Raw genomic sequence first — 19,052 nt, forward strand, 5'->3', positions numbered from 1 at the left:
TCAATCAATTAATAGTACCTTTGCAACTCAAATATTAAAAATGAGATTACACAGAAATTTAGTTTATACTACCATCGACTCTTTAAATGCAATTTTCAATGAAGGAGAATATGCAGACAAAGTGGTAGCAAGAGCATTAAAAAAAGACAAACGTTGGGGAAGTTCTGACAGGAAGTTTGTTGCTGAAACGATATACGAAATTGTTCGTTGGAAACGATTATACGCAGAAATTGCAGATGTTAAGGAACCTTATGACAGAGATAATTTATGGAGGATGTTTGCCGTTTGGGCTGTTCTTCGAGGTTATCCAATTCCTGATTGGAGACAATTGGAAGGAACTCCTGAAAGAAAAATAAAAGGTCGTTTTGACGAATTATCTAAAAATAGAGCTTTAAAAGAATCTATTCCAGATTGGATGGATGAATTAGGAGTTAAAGAATTGGGTGAAAAAGTGTGGGCAAAAGAAATTGCCGCACAAAATCAGCCGGCAAAAGTTATTCTTAGAACCAATACTTTAAAAGGTACTAAAGAAAACCTTAGAAATACTCTGATGGATTTAAATATTGAAACAGAATATTTGAAAGATCAGCCAGAAGCTCTTGTTTTAAAAGAAAGAGCAAACGTATTTTTAACAGATGCTTTTAAACAAGGTCTTTTTGAAGTTCAAGATGCCAATTCGCAATTAGTTGCAGGATTTTTGGATGTAAAACCTGGAATGCGTGTTGTTGATACTTGTGCTGGAGCTGGAGGAAAAACATTGCATATGGCTTCTTTAATGGAAAATAAAGGTCAGTTGATTGCAATGGACTTATACGAAAGCAAATTAAAACAACTAAAGCTAAGAGCTAAAAGAAACGGCGCTTTTAATATTGAGTACCGTATTATCGACAGCACAAAAGTGATTAAAAAACTACACGAGAAAGCAGACCGTGTTTTAATTGATGCACCTTGCAGCGGTTTAGGAGTTTTAAAGAGAAATCCAGATTCTAAATGGAAATTACAGCCTGAATTTATTGATAATATTCGTAAAGTACAGAGTGAAGTTTTAGAAAACTATTCTAAAATCGTAAAACCAGGTGGAAAATTAGTTTACGCAACTTGTTCTATATTACCATCAGAAAATCAGGAGCAGGTAGAGAAATTCTTAAAAACAGAAATCGGACAACAATTTACTTTTGTTGAAGACCGTAAAATGCTGGCTTCAGAATCTGGTTTTGACGGATTCTACATGGCACTTTTGGAACGTAAAGCTTAATTTAAATTCCAATATTTTTAAATTCCAATATTTTTAAATTCCAATATTTTTAAATTCCAATATTTTTAAATTCCAAATTCCAATTATTTACGGAATAACTCAATATTTAAAAATCCAAATTCCAATCTTAAACTTGGAATTTGGATTTTTTTAATTTATGATATTGGTACTTCGTTATCTAATTTTGACAAAGTTTAAAACTTGACAAAATTCTAAACTCAAAGTATTGGAATTTGGAATTTTTAATTTGAAATTTCTTCAAGATTGCAAGGTCGGCTTTCGCAGTAACTTTCCGTTTTCGTTTTCTTTAAATTTTGAAACAAACACAATTTCTTTCGGTTTTTCATATTTTCCCAAAACATCAAAGAAATCGGCTGGAAAGTCTTGTTTTTCCCCTTCAATAACCAAAACTAATTTTTCTCCTAAAACAGTATCAGGAAGTCCAGTTACAAAAAATCTGTTATTTATTTTGCCGATCAATTTAGCTTCAATCTGTTCTGGAATCAGCTTCACTCCTCCACTATTAATTACATTATCAATTCTTCCTAGAAAAATAAATTGCTGTTCATTTACCAATTCTACCAGATCATTAGTCACAATTGGTTCATCAGAAATTGTAGAAACATTAATTACTAGACATTGACGATCGTCTTGAGATATTTTTACGTTTGGCAGAATTGAAAAAACAGAATCTCCCAGACGTTTTGCTGCAATATGAGTAATTGTCTCCGTCATTCCATAAGTTTCGTAGATTTCGGTTTTAAGCGGTAAAAGTTGTTCCTCAAGAGAAGAATCCATTTTTGCACCACCGATTATCAGCTTACGAACTTTTGAGAGTTCTTTTATCGAATTTTGAACCTGAAGCGGAACCATCGCAACAAAATCATAAGTTTTAGAATTTAAAGCCAGCGGATGAAGACTTGGCGAAACTACGTCAAGTTCTAATCCTAAAATTAGACTACGCACCAGCATCATCTTTCCCGCAATAAATTGAGTAGGAAGACACAATAAAGCTTTATCTCCCGGTTTTAAGTCGAAGAAATCACCAGTTGCCAAGGCAGAATGAATCATTGCCTGTTTTTGCAGTCGAACTAATTTAGGAAGACCAGTGGTTCCTGAAGTTGTCATTTCGATATATTCTTTTTTATCAAACCAATCCAAAAAGAACTCTCCTATTGATTGTTCGTAAGCATCTCCTTCTTTGATAAAACTATAAGCGACACGACACAAATCTTTTGCGTTTAAATGATAACCATTTAACTTGAAATAATTGTGAACATTTTTATGGGTTAAATTTGACATGATTTTAATTTATTACTTCAATTTTATTAATATCCCCTGTTAATCTTTCTTTCCAATTTGTCCAGCCGTACTTTTTACTGAAAATAAAAAGCAGAATAGGATAAATAACTACAACAGGCAAAATAACATCAATTCCTGCTGAGGGCTCAGAAAGATCTTTAAATATAGAATTTGTCTGAAAAACCGACCAGTCTGAAGTAACCAATAATGCTCCTACGAGATTATTAGCAGCATGAAACCCAAGAGCCAACTCCATGCCTTCATCCATTAAGGTGATAATTCCTAAGAAAAGTCCTGTTCCTATGTAATAGATCATTATAACATTTCCCATTTTGGCCACTTCTGGATTTGCCCAATGCATTGATCCAAAAATAACTGAGGTCATAAGCAGCGGAAACCATCTATTTCGAGCCAGATTAGCAAATCCCTGCATCAAATATCCACGAAAAACATATTCTTCTGTACTGGTTTGAATCGGAATTAAAATAGAACCCAAAACAACTAAAATTAGAAATGGAATTAATTTAAAATTCAATACAAACTGTTCTGGAGCTCTTAGATAAACAAATAAAAAACTCAATAAAGAAAAGAATGTCCACAAGAAAAAAGAAAAACAAATTCGGCTCCAATCTACTTTTGACCTTGAAGTTGTTACTGACAATAATGTTTGATGATGAATATATTTTACAACAAAATAAATTCCAGCAAAAGCAAAAATAAACGAGATCATTACCAGAAAAAGCGTTGTATTGGACTCAAACATTTTCATAACTCCTTCATTGGTCGTTGGAAAAGCTTTTTTCTCTGAAAAAGTTTTATAAAACACCGCGGCCGTAATTGGAATTTGTCCCACAAAAGAAGCCGCAATAATAAAAACAGATCCTAAAAGATATTTCCAAAACTTATTTTCAGGTTTAATTCCTTGCTCTAAAAACATAAATTTTAAATTTTAAAAAATGAGAATTCAAATTCGATAAGTTAATCTTACTTTTGGTATAGCTAAAATACCTCTTTTTTATTTTACGAATATTGAAACGTTTAAATATAACAAAATGATACAAATCTACCACAATCCGAGATGCGGAAAATCACGAAACTGCCTTGCTTTTATAGAACAATCCAATCAAGAATTCGAAATTATACCTTATTTAACACAAACTCCATCTTTTGATGAACTCAAAACTTTGCTGAAACAGCTTAATCTTGAGCCTATTCAATTAATTAGAACTAAGGAAAAAATCTGGATCGAAAATTTTAAAGGCAAAACTTTAAGCGATGATCAAATTATTAACGCGATGGTAGAAAATCCAATTTTGATAGAAAGACCAATTGTTGTGAAAGATGGAAAAGCTATTATTGGCAGGGATCCAGAACTAGTAGCTTCTTTTTTAGATTGATTCTAAAATACCTTATTAACATTTTTTTGTGAGTTCTTGCTTTAAACCAAAAACTACATTTGCCGTCTAAAGAGAAAAAGAAACCAAAAAAAATGAAAAAAATCAAATTTGCCGTATTACTTGTATTCTTATTTACAAGTTTTTACAATTACTCTCAGCAAGGTCCGGGTGGCAAAAACAAAGTTAAAGTCACAGGAAAAGTTTATGAAAAAGTAAGCAAACAACCTTTGGAGTATGCTACAATTTCTATTACTGCTCCAAATGACACTAAAGTTATTGCTGGTGGTATTACAAATCCAAAAGGAGAATTTGAGGTTGCTGTTGCGCCTGGAACTTACGACATAAAAGTTGAATTTATTTCTTTTAAATCAACAGAAATCAAGCAAAAGAGTATTCAAGACGACACAAATTTGGGCGTAGTAAATTTATCTGAAGATGCAGCACAATTAAATGAAGTTGTAGTTCGTGCAGAAAAATCATCTGTAGAAATAAAATTAGATAAAAAAGTCTACAACGTTGGTCAAGATATGATTGTAAAAGGTGGAAGCGTAAGCGATGTTTTAGACAATGTTCCATCTGTTTCTGTTGATACAGAAGGAAATGTAAGTTTAAGAGGAAGCGACAACATTCGTATTTTAATTGACGGAAGACCTTCTCAGGCTATAAATATGGCAGAAGCCCTAAGACAGCTTCCTGCTGATGCAATTGATAAAGTTGAAGTAATCACTAATCCATCAGCGCGTTATGATGCCGAAGGCGGATCTGGAATTATCAATATTATTCTTAAAAAAGGGAAAAATCAAGGTTTTAACGGAACTTTAATTGCTTCTACAGGTTTACCAGAAACTTATGGTTTAAGTGCCAATGTGAATTATAAAACTGAAAAACTAAACTACTTCACAACTGCGGGGTACAACTACAGAACAAACGAAGGAGCTGGTAAAACAAATTCAGAATACCTTAATCCAGACGGAACAACAAAAAGTTTCTTGGATGAAGATCGTGATACTAAACGTACCCGAAACGGATTTAACGGAAGAGCTGGATTTGAATGGACAGTTACTCCAACGACTTTCTGGACAAACGCCATTAATTATCAAAAGAACACTGGTGACGATCGAGATTTGATTAATTATTATAATTATGATGCCGGCCGTAATTTTACAGGAACAACTTACCGTTTAAACAACGCAGATACTGGGAGCGAAAATATTGAGTTTACTTCAAACTTAATTAAAAATTTTAACGACAAAGGACACAAACTTACTGCAGATCTTTCTGTTTCAAGAAATACAGATGACAGTAATAGTACTATTACTGATTCACCAAATTTTGATACAACATTAAACAACCAAGTACAAAAACAAGTTTTATTTCAGGCAGATTATGTATTGCCATTAGGCGAAGGCAGTCAATTTGAAGCAGGTTATAAAGGAAGTTTTGGTGATTTGAACAACGTTTATGATGTTACAAATGGTACAGTTCCAAATCCTAATTTATCAAACACATTAGAGTATAAAGAAAACATTAATGCCCTTTATACGCAATATGGTTTCAAAGTAAATAAATTCTCTTATTTATTTGGTCTAAGATGGGAAGACACTAATATCGAGGTTAACTTATTAGATAACAGCGATTTTAACACTAAAAAATACAACAATTTATTTCCAAGTGCTTTTGTTAGTTACGAAATTTCAGACCAAAGTAATTTCTCTGCAAGTTACAGCAAACGTTTATCCAGACCAAGAGGACGTTTTATGAATCCAGCTGTAAATTACGCAAGTAACATTAACATATTTCAAGGAAATCCAGATTTAGATCCTTCTTTAACAGATAAATATGACATCGGTTATATCAAAAGATGGGATAAAGTAACATTTAACACCTCAGCGTATTTTGAAAGCACAAAAGACGTATTTAGTTTTGTAAGATCTCCTACTGGTGACGTTGTAACTCCAGACGGTGAAGTGGTAACCCCTGCACCAGGTGAAACAGTTATTGGTACTCCAGTAATCAAAAGTTCTCCTATCAACTTAGGAAGAGAACAAAAATTTGGTTTCGAATTTACATTTAATTATACTCCATTCAAATGGTGGAAATTAAACAGTAATTTCAACTTTTTCAACGTAAAAACAACTGGAGAAAACAGTTATACCGATACACAAGGAAACGAAATTGTTCAAAATTTAGACAATCAGGCTAATTCTTGGTTTGCAAGAATCAACTCTAAAGTAACGCTTCCATACAAAATTGACTGGCAATTGACAGCTATGTACAATGGCGAACAAAAAACAGCTCAAGGTAAAAATTTAGGAATGTTCGGAATGAATACTGCTTTAAGCAAAGATGTATTAAAAGACAAAGCTACAATTGCATTCAATATCAGCGACATCTTTAATTCTAGAAAAATGAGATCTTATACGTATTTGGATAATGTAAATTCATACAGCGAATTCCAATTTCGTAAACGTCAATTTAATTTGTCATTCACTTACCGTTTCAACAAAGCAAAAGGTGAAAGAGATAAAAATATACCTAAAAACAATGAAGGCGGCGGAGAAGGCGGCGGAGAATTTCCTGGATAACATCAGTTAAATTTCAATTCCTGAAATTCCAAATTCCAATCTCTTTGAGATAAATTATAATACAAAAAATCCCAAATTCCAATTTATAAGATTGGGATTTGGGATTTTTTGTATTTAACCTTTTATATTTTGGAATTTAGAATTTCAGGAATTGGAATTTTCCAAATGAAATTGGAATTTGGATTTTTTAGTATTGGAATTTATTTTTTTGTGCAGCAAAAAAAAAGAACCCAAAAGGGTTCTTTTCTTATGACATCAATCTAGTATTTAATAGATTGTTCTTCTTGTCTTTTTTTAGCTCTCTTTTCTTTGAACATTTCCCAGCTTGCTCCCGTAACCCAATAAGATACGAAACCAACTAAGAAAAACATTAACCAAAACCCTATAGTTAGTATGGTTAAGAAAAGTAAAAAGCCTAAGTACTGTGAAAATTCAAACATGTTTTCCGGAATTTTTGAATGTTACGACAAATGTAGGGTATATATTTTTTCTCAGCAATAAAATCTAAATCAATTTTCGTTAAATAACATTTATCCGTATATTTATACTCATTTTAAATAAGCTTTTTTTTGAACGTGAAACCTTTTAAATAAAGAGTTCATTTCAAATCATAATAATTTTCAGGAGCTGTATCCTGCTGTCCGCTGTATCTTTTTGTTTTTAAAGAAAAAACAAAAAGGATGCCGCTTCCATCAGGGCTAGGGCACTCGTTTTCAAAAGAAGTTTCAATTTTACAAATAACATTTCACATTTTCAAATAACATTTTACAAACAAAAAAATGAAATACAGAATAGAAAAAGACACCATGGGCGAAGTTCAAGTCCCAGCCGATAAATATTGGGGTGCACAAACAGAACGTTCTAGAAATAATTTTAAAATCGGGCCCTCGGCTTCAATGCCAAAGGAAATCATAGAAGGTTTTGCTTATCTAAAAAAAGCTGCAGCTTATGCAAATTACGATTTAGGAGTTCTGCCAATAGAAAAAAGAGATGCAATTGCAGCTGTGTGCGATGAAATTCTAGAAGGAAAACTAGACGATCAATTTCCTCTGGTAATCTGGCAGACAGGTTCTGGAACGCAAAGTAACATGAATGTAAACGAAGTTATTGCAAATCGCGCGCAGGTGCTTAAAGGTTTTGAAATTGGCGAAGGCGAGCAATTCATCAAAGCCAACGACGATGTAAATAAATCACAATCATCCAATGATACTTTCCCAACCGGAATGCATATTGCAGCCTATAAAATGGTTGTTGAAACGACTATTCCAGGTGTTGAAAAACTGCATGCTACCTTAGCTCAAAAAGCAGCAGAATATGCAGATGTTGTAAAAATCGGTCGTACACATTTAATGGATGCAACACCATTAACCTTAGGCCAGGAAATTTCTGGTTACGCCGCGCAATTAGCTTTTGGCTTAAAAGCCCTAAAAAATACTTTATCGCACTTATCTGAAATTGCATTGGGCGGAACTGCGGTTGGAACAGGACTAAACACCCCAAAAGGTTATGATGTAAAAGTTGCAGAATACATTGCACAATTTACGAATCATCCGTTTGTAACAGCAGAAAACAAATTTGAAGCTCTTGCTGCACACGATGCAATTGTTGAAACTCACGGAGCTTTAAAACAATTAGCCGTTTCTTTAAATAAAATTGCGAATGATATAAGAATGTTAGCTTCTGGTCCACGTTCTGGAATTGGAGAAATCCATATCCCTGAAAATGAGCCAGGTTCTTCTATTATGCCTGGAAAAGTAAATCCTACGCAATGTGAAGCCCTTACAATGGTTTGCGCACAAGTTATCGGAAATGATATGGCAATTGCCGTTGGAGGAATGCAGGGACATTATGAATTGAACGTTTTCAAACCTGTTATGGCAGCTAACTTTTTACAATCGGCACAATTATTAGGCGACGCTTGTGTTTCTTTTGACGAACATTGTGCACAAGGTATCGAACCGAATCACAAACGCATTAAAGAATTAGTAGACAATTCATTGATGCTGGTTACGGCCTTAAATACTAAAATCGGTTACTACAAAGCTGCCGAAATCGCACAAACCGCACACAAAAACGGAACTACTCTAAAAGATGAAGCAGTTCGTTTAGGCTACGTAACTCCAGAAGATTTTGATGCTTGGGTAAAACCTGAGGAGATGGTTTAAATTTTTGATGGTTGATGGTTGATGGTGATGGTTGATGGTTGATGGTTGATGGTTGATGGTTGATGGTTGATGGTTGATGGTTGATGGTTGATGGTTGATGGTTGATGGTTGATGGTTGATGGTTGATGGTTGATGGTAACTATTATTTAAAAAAAAAAGGATTTCTCAAATTGAGAAATCCTTTTTTTTTTAACCTTTTATAATTCACAATTAACCATTAATCATTCACAATTCACCATTCACCATTCACCATTCACAATTAAAAAATCATTTTCCGTCGACATAATCTTGTAAGTAACTGAATCTCTCTGTTAATTTACCGTTTTCTGTGATTTTGGCTCTTTTTAGAATTCCGTCTTTATCACCGTTGAAGAAAGCAGGAATTACGTGTTCCATAAATTGTTCTCCAAAACCTTCGCTGGCATCTTTTGGAATTTCGCATGGAAGATTATCTACTGCCATAACAGCAACTGCTGCGGGATGGAAGAAATCAACTTCTTTATCTTCTAAAGGAAAATATCCGTACAAAGGTTCTGCAATTGTCGAAGAACGAACTGTACTCGCAATCGGTCCATTTACATCGCAGGAAATATCTGCCACGACTTTTAACTTACAATCGCTGGCATTCAGCATTTCTTTAGTTAAAATCATTGGTGCATTACTGGCATAAAAATGTCCTGCAAAGTAAATATCAGACACTTTGGTGAATCTTTCAAAATCAGATTCATATTCTTCTGGATGATTCACAAAATCATTAAAATCTAAAACCTGTCCGTCTTTTCTTTTGTTATATTCCAAAACATCAAGCTGCACATACACTGCCTGCGCATATTTTTTCGTCAAATAATTATCAACCGTAATTTCTTTTACTTTTATAGCATCCAAAATTTCTTTAGCGCCGCTCCCAACCTTTCCAGTCCCAGTAATTACAAATTTTAAGGCCGGCATTGTAATACGTTTTAAGTGCATTATCAAAGCTTCTTTTCCTGAAAGTGTTTCAGCTTTTGGTAACTTAAATAACTCGAATTTAATTCCGAAAGCACGAATTCCGTTATAAACACCAACCATTCCAGCATAACGTCCAAAACCAATTAAACGGCGGTCATGTTCGTCAACAATGGTTTCGTGGTCATACAAATCAATATTTTTTTCTAAGATTGCCTGCAATAATTTTCTATTGTGAGGTTGTTTTTTAATCGTATGAGAAAAAAAGAAATAGGCTTTGTTTGGAATCAAATCTTCGACAGGAACTTCTTTCACACCAAATAAAACATCACAATCTGAAACATCTTCAGTAACGGTGATTCCCATATTTTTATAATCCTCATCAGAAAATATTCTAATATCCGAACTTTCTACTTTTACAGAAGCATCATGATAAAGCTGCTTTAATCTTGTGAGTTCATTTGGAGAAAATACAACTCTTCTATCTGGTGGATTTTTTCTTTCTTTTATGATTCCAAACTTCATTTATAAATGATTTTAATATTCAATAATATAACTTTTTATACTGTATTTGTTTCAAATATAACAAATTTAGTTAAATTTTTGTTTCCAAAATACTATTTAGAATGCTTCAAAAACGTTACAAGCTGAAAAACAAACAAATAAAATTTACAACTCTTAAAATTATGTTAAAAAGAATAAATTAAACTGTATAAATTGAGAAAACAACAAAATTGAATTCGATATATTTGTTTTTAAAGAACGATGCAAATGATTTTCCTTAAAAAAACAAAGATACCACAAATACTTTTCTCAGTTCTAGTTTTGAGTTCATGTGGTAAAAACAAAAATACACAAACAGATACTACTCCTACAGTCGAAGATACATTACCTAAAATGAAGCCGTTAGGTGCTGAAAAGAAAATTTCACAGACCTATAAAAATTCGGTTGTTGGTAGAATTAATCATTTTTACAATAAAAACTGGCCTAATAATACTATGAATGGCAGTTTTTTAGTGGCAAGAAACGGCCAGATTATTTTTGAAAGATATAATGGGTTTGCTAATAAAAATGAAGGTACTAAAATAACTCCAGAAACACCTGTACAAATTGCTTCTGTCAGTAAAGTTTTGACAGCTACAGCGGTTTTAAAACTCGTAAATGCAGGTAAAATTGATTTAGACCAGAAGGTAAATACTATTTTAAAGACATTTCCATACGAAGACTGCACAATCAGAATGCTTTTAAGTCATCGTACTGGAATGCGTAATTATGCTTATTTTACAGATAGAGATAAATCTGTTTGGGATAGACATAATCAATTAACAAACAAAGACATTCTGAATATTTTAGCAACAAAAGACATTGGTTTGGAATCTAAAACTGGAACACGTTTTAGTTATTGCAATACCAATTATGCAATGCTGGCTCTTATTATTGAGAAAATTACTGGTTTAAGTTATAAAGAGGCGATGTCTCAGATGATTTTTAAACCATTAGGAATGACGCATACTTATGTTTTTGACGATGATAAGGACAGAAAGAAAATTGTTCCTTCTTACAAAGGAAACGGTGTAGAAATTGGTTTCGATTATTTGGATAATGTGTACGGAGACAAAAATGTATTTTCAACGGCACGAGATCTTTTAAAATTTGACCGCGCGAGACAATCACCTGACTTTTTAAAACCTGAATTATTGAAACAAGTTTATACAGGCTATAGCAACGAACGTAAAGGGACTAAAAATTACGGTCTTGGAATTAGAATGATTAATTGGGAAACTGGTCAGAATTTTTACTTTCATAATGGCTGGTGGCATGGCAATACTTCGTCGTATATTACTTTAATGAAAGAAGGAGTTACCATAATTGCGCTTTCCAATAAGATGACAAGAAACACTTATGCAGTTCGCAAATTAGCGCCGATTTTTGGAGATTATCCTTTTAATTTTAAAGACGAAGAATAAGAAAATTTTTCTGAAAATTTTAGCATAAAGTAATTTCAAATAGCATAAATTTGCAATCCTATTTTTGGGGTCGACTGGTTTTGACAGCAAGTCGAATTGAACAGTAAGCACGTCGAGCATTGAGACCTTGCTCGTAAATATAAGATCTCGAACTTTTACACGGCGAAAATAATTACGCTTTAGCTGCATAATCCGAATCATAGTAAGATTGCGCCACGTCTCTACAAGGTAGAGAAGCTGGATTCTCCTGGAAAGCCTTGGTTTGTGGCGTTCCGTCAAGGAGAACCGTAAAAATAAACCTAGATACCCATGAGCTTCGGGTGGGTTTCGAAAATTAAGAAGATAAGTGTTCGGTGGCTGTTTCTGGCCTAGCTTAACATCGAAAATCTAATCAGGAAATAAGCGTGTAGAAAGCTCTTTAGTTGCTTGTTTGGACCCGGGTTCGATTCCCGGCGACTCCACAAAAAAGCCTGTAAACTATTTGTTTACAGGCTTTTTTTATGTACTTAATTAAACCGCTTTTTACTAATTCACGTTATTTAAAAAAATAACCAATCGTTATTTGGAAAACTCTATTCTTCATGTCATTATTGATAACATAACTGACATCACTTTCTTTAAAAACATTAGAATATGATAGATTATATCGTAGGTCTGTGTAAAACTTATCTTTATATTGATAACCCAATCCAAAGTTTACAGAAGTATCAATACCTGTTGAGTATTTTTTCAAATCTAAATTTTCATGATTGTCGTAACCTAAAAAATTATCGTGATATTCATTATTAGCTTTTAGAAGTATTCCTATTTGAGGTCCTGCCTGCACACTTAATCCTTTTAGCACATAATATTTTAGCATTACAGGAATATTCAAATAGTTTAAGTCTATTGTGCTTTTATAATTGGAATTGGTTACATCCTGATCAGAAAAGGAGATTTTTGTTCCCTGCTGGCTGTACAATAATTCTGGTTGAATTGAAAAGTTTTTCGCCACTGGAATTTCGACCATTAATCCTGCAGTAAATCCCGTTTTGCTTGATGAATTCAATTCACTTTCATCAAAAGTAAGATTTGCTAAATTTAAACCCGCTTTTACACCGAGCTTGACTTTTTCAGTTTGAGCCATAACAGTCACACCTAAAAAGAGTGTGCATATAAGCATATATTTTTTCATAGATAATATTTGTTTAAGAATGGCAGCTCTCAAAAAGGAAAGCTGCCGTATTTCTATCTTAATTTGTTATTTTTTAATAACCTTAGCTGTGTATTTCTTGCCTTGTACAGCGCACTCTAAAACATAAACTCCAGAAGTTAATCCGCTTAGATTTACATTTGATGGAATACTTGAATACGTTTTACTCCATACAGCTTTACCATCCATTGCATACATTTTGATTTCTGCCTGCCCATCAATCTTTTCAGCTAAAAATAGGTTTACATTATCAACAGCTGGATTAGGGAATACTCTAAAAGGATTTGTTATTTTTCCAACAAGCATACCTTTTGAATCAAATGGTGCTGACATACTATTACATCCATTATTATTTGTTACTTGAAGGCTGTAATTTCCTTCCCAAATTGTAATTATAGATTTTTCAGTTGCGTTTGGTATTGGTCTTTCATTTAAAAACCATTGGTAAGATGTTCCTTCAACCGAAGTTGTTAATTTCTTCTCTCCCACAACCTGAATTTCTGGTACAATGTTGTTCTCCAAAATTGAAATCGTAGTACTAAAAGTTTTACCAATTCCATTTTCATTATAAACCGTTACAAAATAATCGCCGCTTTCTGTTGTCTTGTAAGTTGGCTCTGTTGAACCATCAAACCATTCGTATGATTTATAATTTCCAGGATTTAAAACAACTTCTGGACCGCAGACAGCTCCACTAACTAAGTCAGATTCGAAAGTATCAAATGTTGCCGTAATCTTTTCTGTAAGCGTACATCCGTTTTTGGTTGTTATCGTTACAGAGTAATCTCCAGCTTTATTTATTTCGATACCATTAGTACTTTCACCTGTACTCCATTTGTATGAAGCAACTTTTAATTTATCTGAATTAAAATTAGTTTGGGCATCAATATATAAGCTTTTGCCTGCATATCCATGAATTACTGGACTATCAAATATTTTAAAATCTGATGTTGTTCCTTGATAAAGATAATTTTCGACTTTATTGTTTTGTGCAATACCGTCATTTTCCAATTTGGCGATAACATTAAACACATGAGAATCTCCGCTGTTATCAAGTTTAGGCTGTTTCTTTAAAATATATTCTACGCTTTCGCCAACTGGAATTCCTGATTCAATAGCTTCTGAAATAGTTTCATTTGTATTGATATATTCCACATCTAATTGAATACTATTTGCAGGAATTGCAATTTGTCCTTCATTTGTCAGCTTTACTTTAAATTCAGAACCGCCGCATATATCTTTTGGTGACATTATTTGCACAGATACATCTAAAACAGGTTCGCTGATTATTTTTAAATCATCTAAAACCATATAAGAGTATCCGCCTTCTTTAGCATGTCTAAGTCGAAGCATTACAGATTTTCCTGCATATTTACTTACGTTTACTGCTCCTCTTTGCCAATCAGTATCTGAATAAGTTCCTTGTTTAGCGTCTTTCCATATTTCTGTCCATCCACCACCTTGCGTTTTAATATCTATGCTGAATGAGTTCCTATAATTACATTGCATTGCATAGTAAAATTCTAAAGAAGTTGCATTTTCAGATAACTTATACATTGGCGAAACCATTTCTCCATTAATTGCATAATATTCAAGCTGATTGTAAAGCATTGTTCCTAAAGTATCTCCTGTATGATCTTTTTTCGGCAGTGTCAGATTTGTATTATCTGGCTTTGGAACAGCTCTCCACGGATAATTATCATCACTTTGATTTGAAGTGTAACCATTTGTTCCAAATATTGAACCCTGAGCTACACTTGAAAAAGTTTCAATATCTAGAGTCGGTGCCTTAGCCACAACCTGAAAAGATTTTGTAAGAGTTGCCGCTTCAGCTTTTGGCTGGCCGTTTGTAATTACTTTTACATTGATTTCGTAATTTCCTGGTTCCAACTTCGGAAGACCATCTAATGTGTAAACAATTGTTTGATACTGTAGGATCTGATCATTTCGTTCTAAAACAATTGGTTCACCGACAGCTTTACCATTTTGGGTAATTTGATATTCTATCGAAGCTTTTTCTACTTTTTTATAAAATACATTTCTTGCCCCAATAAAAAATTGGTGAGAAGGTACATCTTCGTAAACAATTTCAGGTACACTTAAATCAGATAACTGTACATATTCTGATTTCTCTGTAATCTTAATATTATCTACTGCAAAACCATTAGCAAATAACCCATTATCATCGTGCTGGAATGCTACAATAACACAAGGTTTTCCTGCATACGGAGTTAAATCTACGTGATATTCTATCCAGTTATTAATGTAATACATTTTAAATGCCTGTTCCCAGGTTTTACCACCATCTGTACTTACTTTTACATATCCGTCAGAAATTCCAGCGCCATCTCCAAAGGCATCAAATGTCAAGTGTGCTTCTTTGTAATTGCTCAAATCCAGCACAGGAGAAGTCAACATATCATTTGCAGCGTCGCAGTTACAAATATCATCGTTACTGGCCATAAATTTTGTATGCTCTGTTAGGTAAAAACTTGGAGACCTTAAATCTAAGTATGTTCCGAGTTTCCAGCCTGCAGCACCTTTGTTTTCAAAAGTTCTCCATCCTTTATATCCAGCTGCATCTTCAAAATCCATTGTATAAGGCAGCACCGCTATTTTCTCATCTTCATTGTTCCAATTATCGTAATCAAAAGTGTAAGTATTATTTTCTGGCTTGATATCCTGAGTCATATCATCAGGAAATACAGAAACTTTAATGGTATTAGTACCAATGCTTTTTAAATCAATATTCGGAATAGCGTACGTTATGGTATCTCTATACTTAGTAAATGCCAATGCCACTTTTTCTGTTTTTGAATAAACTTCATTTTGTAAATTATCAAGAATTTTTACGGCAACATTTACCTGCTCTGCTTTTGTCGCAAAATTATTGATGATTTTAGTAGTTATTGTTGTATTAGTATTGTCAATTTTACAACTTCCAGCATCTATTTTTGCATCTAAAAGCACCAAGTCATAAGGTGCATTATCTAGATGAATATTATCTATAAAGGCTCCTAAGAATCCGTCATTATAATCATCTGTAGCAACACGAAAACGAATCGCTCCTTTTTTACCTGCAAGTTCACTTAAGCGAATACCAATTGGCTTTTTACTAAAATCATTATTAATTCCAGTAAACCATGGGCCTGACAATACACCATCATCATAAATATGTAAAGTTGAAGGATAATCGATACCGGTAACTTTTTTCCAGTTTTGATTATCTTCAGAATATTCTACCACTAATCCATCATATCCATTGTGAAACAATGAAATAATATCAAACTCAACATACGGAGAGGCAACATTACTAAAATCGAATACTGGCGATTGTAATGTAAAATCAGCATTCAAAGCCATTCTTTCAGAAGCATTTGCAAGGTTTTCAGTAGCCCACAAATATTTCGATTTTGTATCTCTAAATGAATAAGAAGATGCCTGCCAAATAAATTTTTGATTGGTAGCCAGTGATTTTGAATACCAGCCTCCCGGTGTTCTTTCAAAATTTTGATTGTAAGGAAACTGAGTAATAATACCGCTGTACGAAGCACTTATAGCACTATTATTAGCCGCTACAGGATCTTGGCTGTATGATACAAAAGCTTCATAAGTATGCAGACCTGCTGCTGATAAATCAATTGTTCCATCAAAAGGAATTGTCATTTCTGTATTTCCTTTAAATGCAGTGCTTAACGTTATATCTTTCCAGATGGTTTGATTTCCAGAAGCTGTATCTGCATATCCCACTTTTAATTGAGATCCTGCTGGTATATCTTTACAGCCCACATTATAGATCGTTGCTGTTAGTGCATGATTTGCTGACAGCGAAGTGCCGGTATATTCCGGAAGATTTAATCCTACTACTTTAAGATCAAAATCTTTTTGCTCTGGAACAACCATAAAACTTGTAGTAAAAGAAATTCCATCTTTTGCGCCAAATTCTGTAACTGGAGCAAAATCAAATTTAACTTCTACATAGTTTAATTTAGTCGTGCTTATTAAGTAAGGAAGTTTTTCCTGAATTTTTACAATCGTTTCTTCACCAGATGCCAAATCTTTATCAAAATTAATAACGCCATTACTGCCGTAAATTTCATTCAATCTGCCGCCAAAACCTGGCACCATTAATCTCAACTTATAATTTAAAACCTCATTTGCTTTAATTACAGTTGAGCCTGTATTTTTAAATTTAATATAAAAAGGCTCATCTCCTTTTAAAGAACCACAGGATGCCACAGGATTTTCAACAGAAACAAGTGCTATTTGTTTATCTGCATAAGCAGTTCCAATACCAATTGCGTACCAGGCATTACTAACTTGTTTGTATTCTTCAGAACCTATTCCGTATAAATCTTCTGTAACCATTAAGGTTGCCTGACGCATATCGCTAAAGTTTGAAGAAGGCGATAAATACTCTGTTAGTGTTATGTAGGCAATTTTTTCTGCTTTAGTCAGACCAATAGCTTTAACATCATAACTATTATTAAGGTCATTTACACCTTGACCACCTTCGCTTAAAAGGTAAAACCAATAATTCGTGATACCGCTGTTAATGTGCACGCCGCCATTATCGTAACTAACATTTGTTGGACTTATCCAATTTATTCCTCCATACGTATCAGGCTGACCCTGCGCTTTTGGGTTACCCATATTTCTCATACTGCCATGAGTGTACAACTCACTTCCAAGCATCCAAATATCTTCTTTTTTGTCTTTTCCAACATAAAATTCAACACACGTACCAAAGATATCACTGAAAGATTCATTCATCGCTCCCGATTCTCCTTGATAAATTAAGTCGGCGGTTAAACCTGTTACACCGTGAGTTAATTCGTGGGCTGTAATTCCTAAACCAACATACGGCGTACCATAACCATCTCCAAATTGTGCCCATCCGCCAGTCCATGAAGCATTTTCGACATTAGTGCCTAAATGCGCAAGACCAATAATGGTCATTCCTTTATCATCGATACTATTTCGATTAAACCTTTCACCATAATATTCTATGGTTTTCTGCATACCCCAATGAATATCCATAGCAACCTCATCGTGATCTTTGTTATGCAGTTCATTCCAAATATTATCTTCATCAACAAATTCTGTGATTACCTCATCTGCAGCATGCTCGGCATGGTTCATATTCCAAGTAACCATTGGTACTTTATATTTACCTTGCAGACCTTCTAGTCTGTATCCGTCAGCATATTGTTTGGTATTAAAAACTACTTCTCCAGCATATCTTGATTTACCTTTTCCTAAACTCTGATCTCCAAAAGCAGCATCACGACTTAAATCAAGGTTTAAAACTATTTTTCCTGTATTTGCATCTACATAAATGGTATGACTTGATTGCGGATTTGTCGCATAAATATTAAATTTCCAAGCCAGGTAATATTCTTTTAATTCAGAAGAAAAATTAGGTCCAACATAAACCAGCTCCCCCTGTGGTTTTGTGCTAATGTTTTTATTAACTAAAGAACCTAATTTTTTACTCTCCCAAATATATTGCTGTGCATTTACGGCTTTAAGCGCATTGTCTAAAGCTGTCGCTGCATTTATTTTATAATTGCTGCTTACCGTTAATTTCTTAGCCGTTGCACCAAATGCATCAATTTTAGTTTTATTTTCTCTCACCTTATAAATTGCTCCTTCAACAGGAACCGAGTTATGCATTTGCTGATACGTAACTACTGTTCTCCCATGAGTATCAGAAACTGATTTTACCTGCATTTTATCGGACGCAGCTAAATCAAAATCGCCTTTTTTAACCTCAAATATATTTTTAGCCGTTACGTTTGCAGTTTTTGCAAAAGACTTAACCTTTGTACTAACTGAATCCTGCGGATTTGTTTTTTGTACCGTACTACTTAGATTTTGTCCGTATAATTTTTGGCTTTCCTGTTCCTTCTTCTTTACTGCTTCAGTTTCAGCATCAGAAAGTTCTATTCCGTTTATTTTTTCTTCTTTTTGAGTGAGAAGATTTGCAGCATCATTATTCTGACTTGAATATGAATCACTGGCATTTTTAGAAACCTTATCTTTTGTCCTGCTTAAAGTTGGTGATCCTAATGCCATTACTGCATTGCCCTTTAGTTTGTTGGGAACAGGTGACTGAGCCATTCCTACGGAACAGACAAAGAAACCTAACAAAACAAACAAATACTTGGTTTTAAAGTAAATTTGGTTCATTCGTTTTAAATTTAAAAATTAATAATATAGTATGCTTGGTTAATAAATATT

Annotated in this window: 11 protein-coding genes and 1 other RNA gene; 6 read left to right on the forward strand and 6 right to left on the reverse strand. The window is 33.7% G+C overall.

The genetic code is table 11. From position 1 onward, the window contains the following. Positions 1 to 40 precede the first annotated feature (40 nt). Positions 41 to 1,255: an RsmB/NOP family class I SAM-dependent RNA methyltransferase gene (locus QE431_RS16135; protein ID WP_057116714.1), complete on the forward strand. Its 1,215-nt coding sequence runs from the start codon at positions 41 to 43 to the stop codon at positions 1,253 to 1,255. Between the two features lie 258 nt (positions 1,256 to 1,513). On the opposite strand, the gene QE431_RS16140 is transcribed toward QE431_RS16135, so the two are convergent. Together QE431_RS16140 and QE431_RS16145 are read right to left on the reverse strand one after the other, a co-directional pair. Further along, a complete protein-coding gene (locus QE431_RS16140; protein ID WP_307297714.1) occupies positions 1,514 to 2,557 on the reverse strand; it encodes an AMP-binding protein in 1,044 nt (347 codons plus the stop codon). Positions 2,558 to 2,561: 4 nt separating this feature from the next. Then, positions 2,562 to 3,494, reverse strand: coding sequence for a CPBP family intramembrane glutamic endopeptidase (locus tag QE431_RS16145; protein WP_307297716.1), 933 nt, complete (start codon positions 3,492 to 3,494; stop codon positions 2,562 to 2,564). Positions 3,495 to 3,609: 115 nt separating this feature from the next. Between QE431_RS16145 and arsC the strand changes: the two genes are divergently transcribed. Both arsC and QE431_RS16155 read left to right on the forward strand, forming a co-directional pair. Then, positions 3,610 to 3,954, forward strand: a complete 345-nt coding sequence (gene arsC / locus QE431_RS16150; RefSeq protein WP_307297718.1) for an arsenate reductase (glutaredoxin) — start codon at positions 3,610 to 3,612, stop codon at positions 3,952 to 3,954. A 92-nt stretch (positions 3,955 to 4,046) separates the two neighbouring features. Next, a complete protein-coding gene (locus QE431_RS16155) occupies positions 4,047 to 6,539 on the forward strand; it encodes a TonB-dependent receptor domain-containing protein (protein ID WP_307297719.1) in 2,493 nt (830 codons plus the stop codon). A gap of 260 nt (positions 6,540 to 6,799) precedes the next feature. Here QE431_RS16155 and QE431_RS16160 read toward each other — a convergent pair whose 3' ends face one another. Continuing rightward, positions 6,800 to 6,979, reverse strand: a complete 180-nt coding sequence (locus tag QE431_RS16160) for a hypothetical protein (protein ID WP_057116719.1) — start codon at positions 6,977 to 6,979, stop codon at positions 6,800 to 6,802. A gap of 339 nt (positions 6,980 to 7,318) precedes the next feature. Between QE431_RS16160 and fumC the strand changes: the two genes are divergently transcribed. Further along, complete coding sequence (gene fumC, locus QE431_RS16165) at positions 7,319 to 8,704, forward strand: class II fumarate hydratase (RefSeq protein WP_307297721.1); 1,386 nt, start codon at positions 7,319 to 7,321, stop codon at positions 8,702 to 8,704. A 267-nt stretch (positions 8,705 to 8,971) separates the two neighbouring features. Here the strand turns inward: fumC and QE431_RS16170 are convergent, their stop codons facing one another. Then, positions 8,972 to 10,174, reverse strand: coding sequence for an NAD(P)-dependent oxidoreductase (locus QE431_RS16170; protein WP_307297725.1), 1,203 nt, complete (start codon positions 10,172 to 10,174; stop codon positions 8,972 to 8,974). A gap of 240 nt (positions 10,175 to 10,414) precedes the next feature. Between QE431_RS16170 and QE431_RS16175 the strand changes: the two genes are divergently transcribed. Beyond that, positions 10,415 to 11,617, forward strand: a complete 1,203-nt coding sequence (locus tag QE431_RS16175; protein ID WP_307297727.1) for a serine hydrolase — start codon at positions 10,415 to 10,417, stop codon at positions 11,615 to 11,617. A gap of 66 nt (positions 11,618 to 11,683) precedes the next feature. Next, positions 11,684 to 12,081, forward strand: a transfer-messenger RNA (tmRNA) gene (gene ssrA / locus QE431_RS16180). A gap of 71 nt (positions 12,082 to 12,152) precedes the next feature. On the opposite strand, the gene QE431_RS16185 is transcribed toward ssrA, so the two are convergent. Both QE431_RS16185 and QE431_RS16190 read right to left on the reverse strand, forming a co-directional pair. Continuing rightward, complete coding sequence (locus QE431_RS16185; protein WP_134139917.1) at positions 12,153 to 12,791, reverse strand: porin family protein; 639 nt, start codon at positions 12,789 to 12,791, stop codon at positions 12,153 to 12,155. Between the two features lie 66 nt (positions 12,792 to 12,857). Next, a complete protein-coding gene (locus QE431_RS16190) occupies positions 12,858 to 19,001 on the reverse strand; it encodes a M4 family metallopeptidase (protein WP_307297729.1) in 6,144 nt (2,047 codons plus the stop codon). Between the last annotated feature and the right edge of the window lie 51 nt (positions 19,002 to 19,052).

The sequence above is a fragment of the Flavobacterium sp. SORGH_AS_0622 genome (assembly GCF_030818825.1).
Classification (GTDB): domain Bacteria; phylum Bacteroidota; class Bacteroidia; order Flavobacteriales; family Flavobacteriaceae; genus Flavobacterium.

What these genes read in the sequence shown, in the direction of transcription:
- QE431_RS16135 (WP_057116714.1), top strand. Translation starts at nt 41, where the DNA reads ATGAGATTACACAGAAATTTAGTTTATACTACCATCGACTCTTTAAAT.
- QE431_RS16140 (WP_307297714.1), bottom strand. Translation starts at nt 2,557, where the DNA reads ATGTCAAATTTAACCCATAAAAATGTTCACAATTATTTCAAGTTAAAT.
- QE431_RS16145 (WP_307297716.1), bottom strand. Translation starts at nt 3,494, where the DNA reads ATGTTTTTAGAGCAAGGAATTAAACCTGAAAATAAGTTTTGGAAATAT.
- arsC (WP_307297718.1), top strand. Translation starts at nt 3,610, where the DNA reads ATGATACAAATCTACCACAATCCGAGATGCGGAAAATCACGAAACTGC.
- QE431_RS16155 (WP_307297719.1), top strand. Translation starts at nt 4,047, where the DNA reads ATGAAAAAAATCAAATTTGCCGTATTACTTGTATTCTTATTTACAAGT.
- QE431_RS16160 (WP_057116719.1), bottom strand. Translation starts at nt 6,979, where the DNA reads ATGTTTGAATTTTCACAGTACTTAGGCTTTTTACTTTTCTTAACCATA.
- fumC (WP_307297721.1), top strand. Translation starts at nt 7,319, where the DNA reads ATGAAATACAGAATAGAAAAAGACACCATGGGCGAAGTTCAAGTCCCA.
- QE431_RS16170 (WP_307297725.1), bottom strand. Translation starts at nt 10,174, where the DNA reads ATGAAGTTTGGAATCATAAAAGAAAGAAAAAATCCACCAGATAGAAGA.
- QE431_RS16175 (WP_307297727.1), top strand. Translation starts at nt 10,415, where the DNA reads ATGCAAATGATTTTCCTTAAAAAAACAAAGATACCACAAATACTTTTC.
- QE431_RS16185 (WP_134139917.1), bottom strand. Translation starts at nt 12,791, where the DNA reads ATGAAAAAATATATGCTTATATGCACACTCTTTTTAGGTGTGACTGTT.
- QE431_RS16190 (WP_307297729.1), bottom strand. Translation starts at nt 19,001, where the DNA reads ATGAACCAAATTTACTTTAAAACCAAGTATTTGTTTGTTTTGTTAGGT.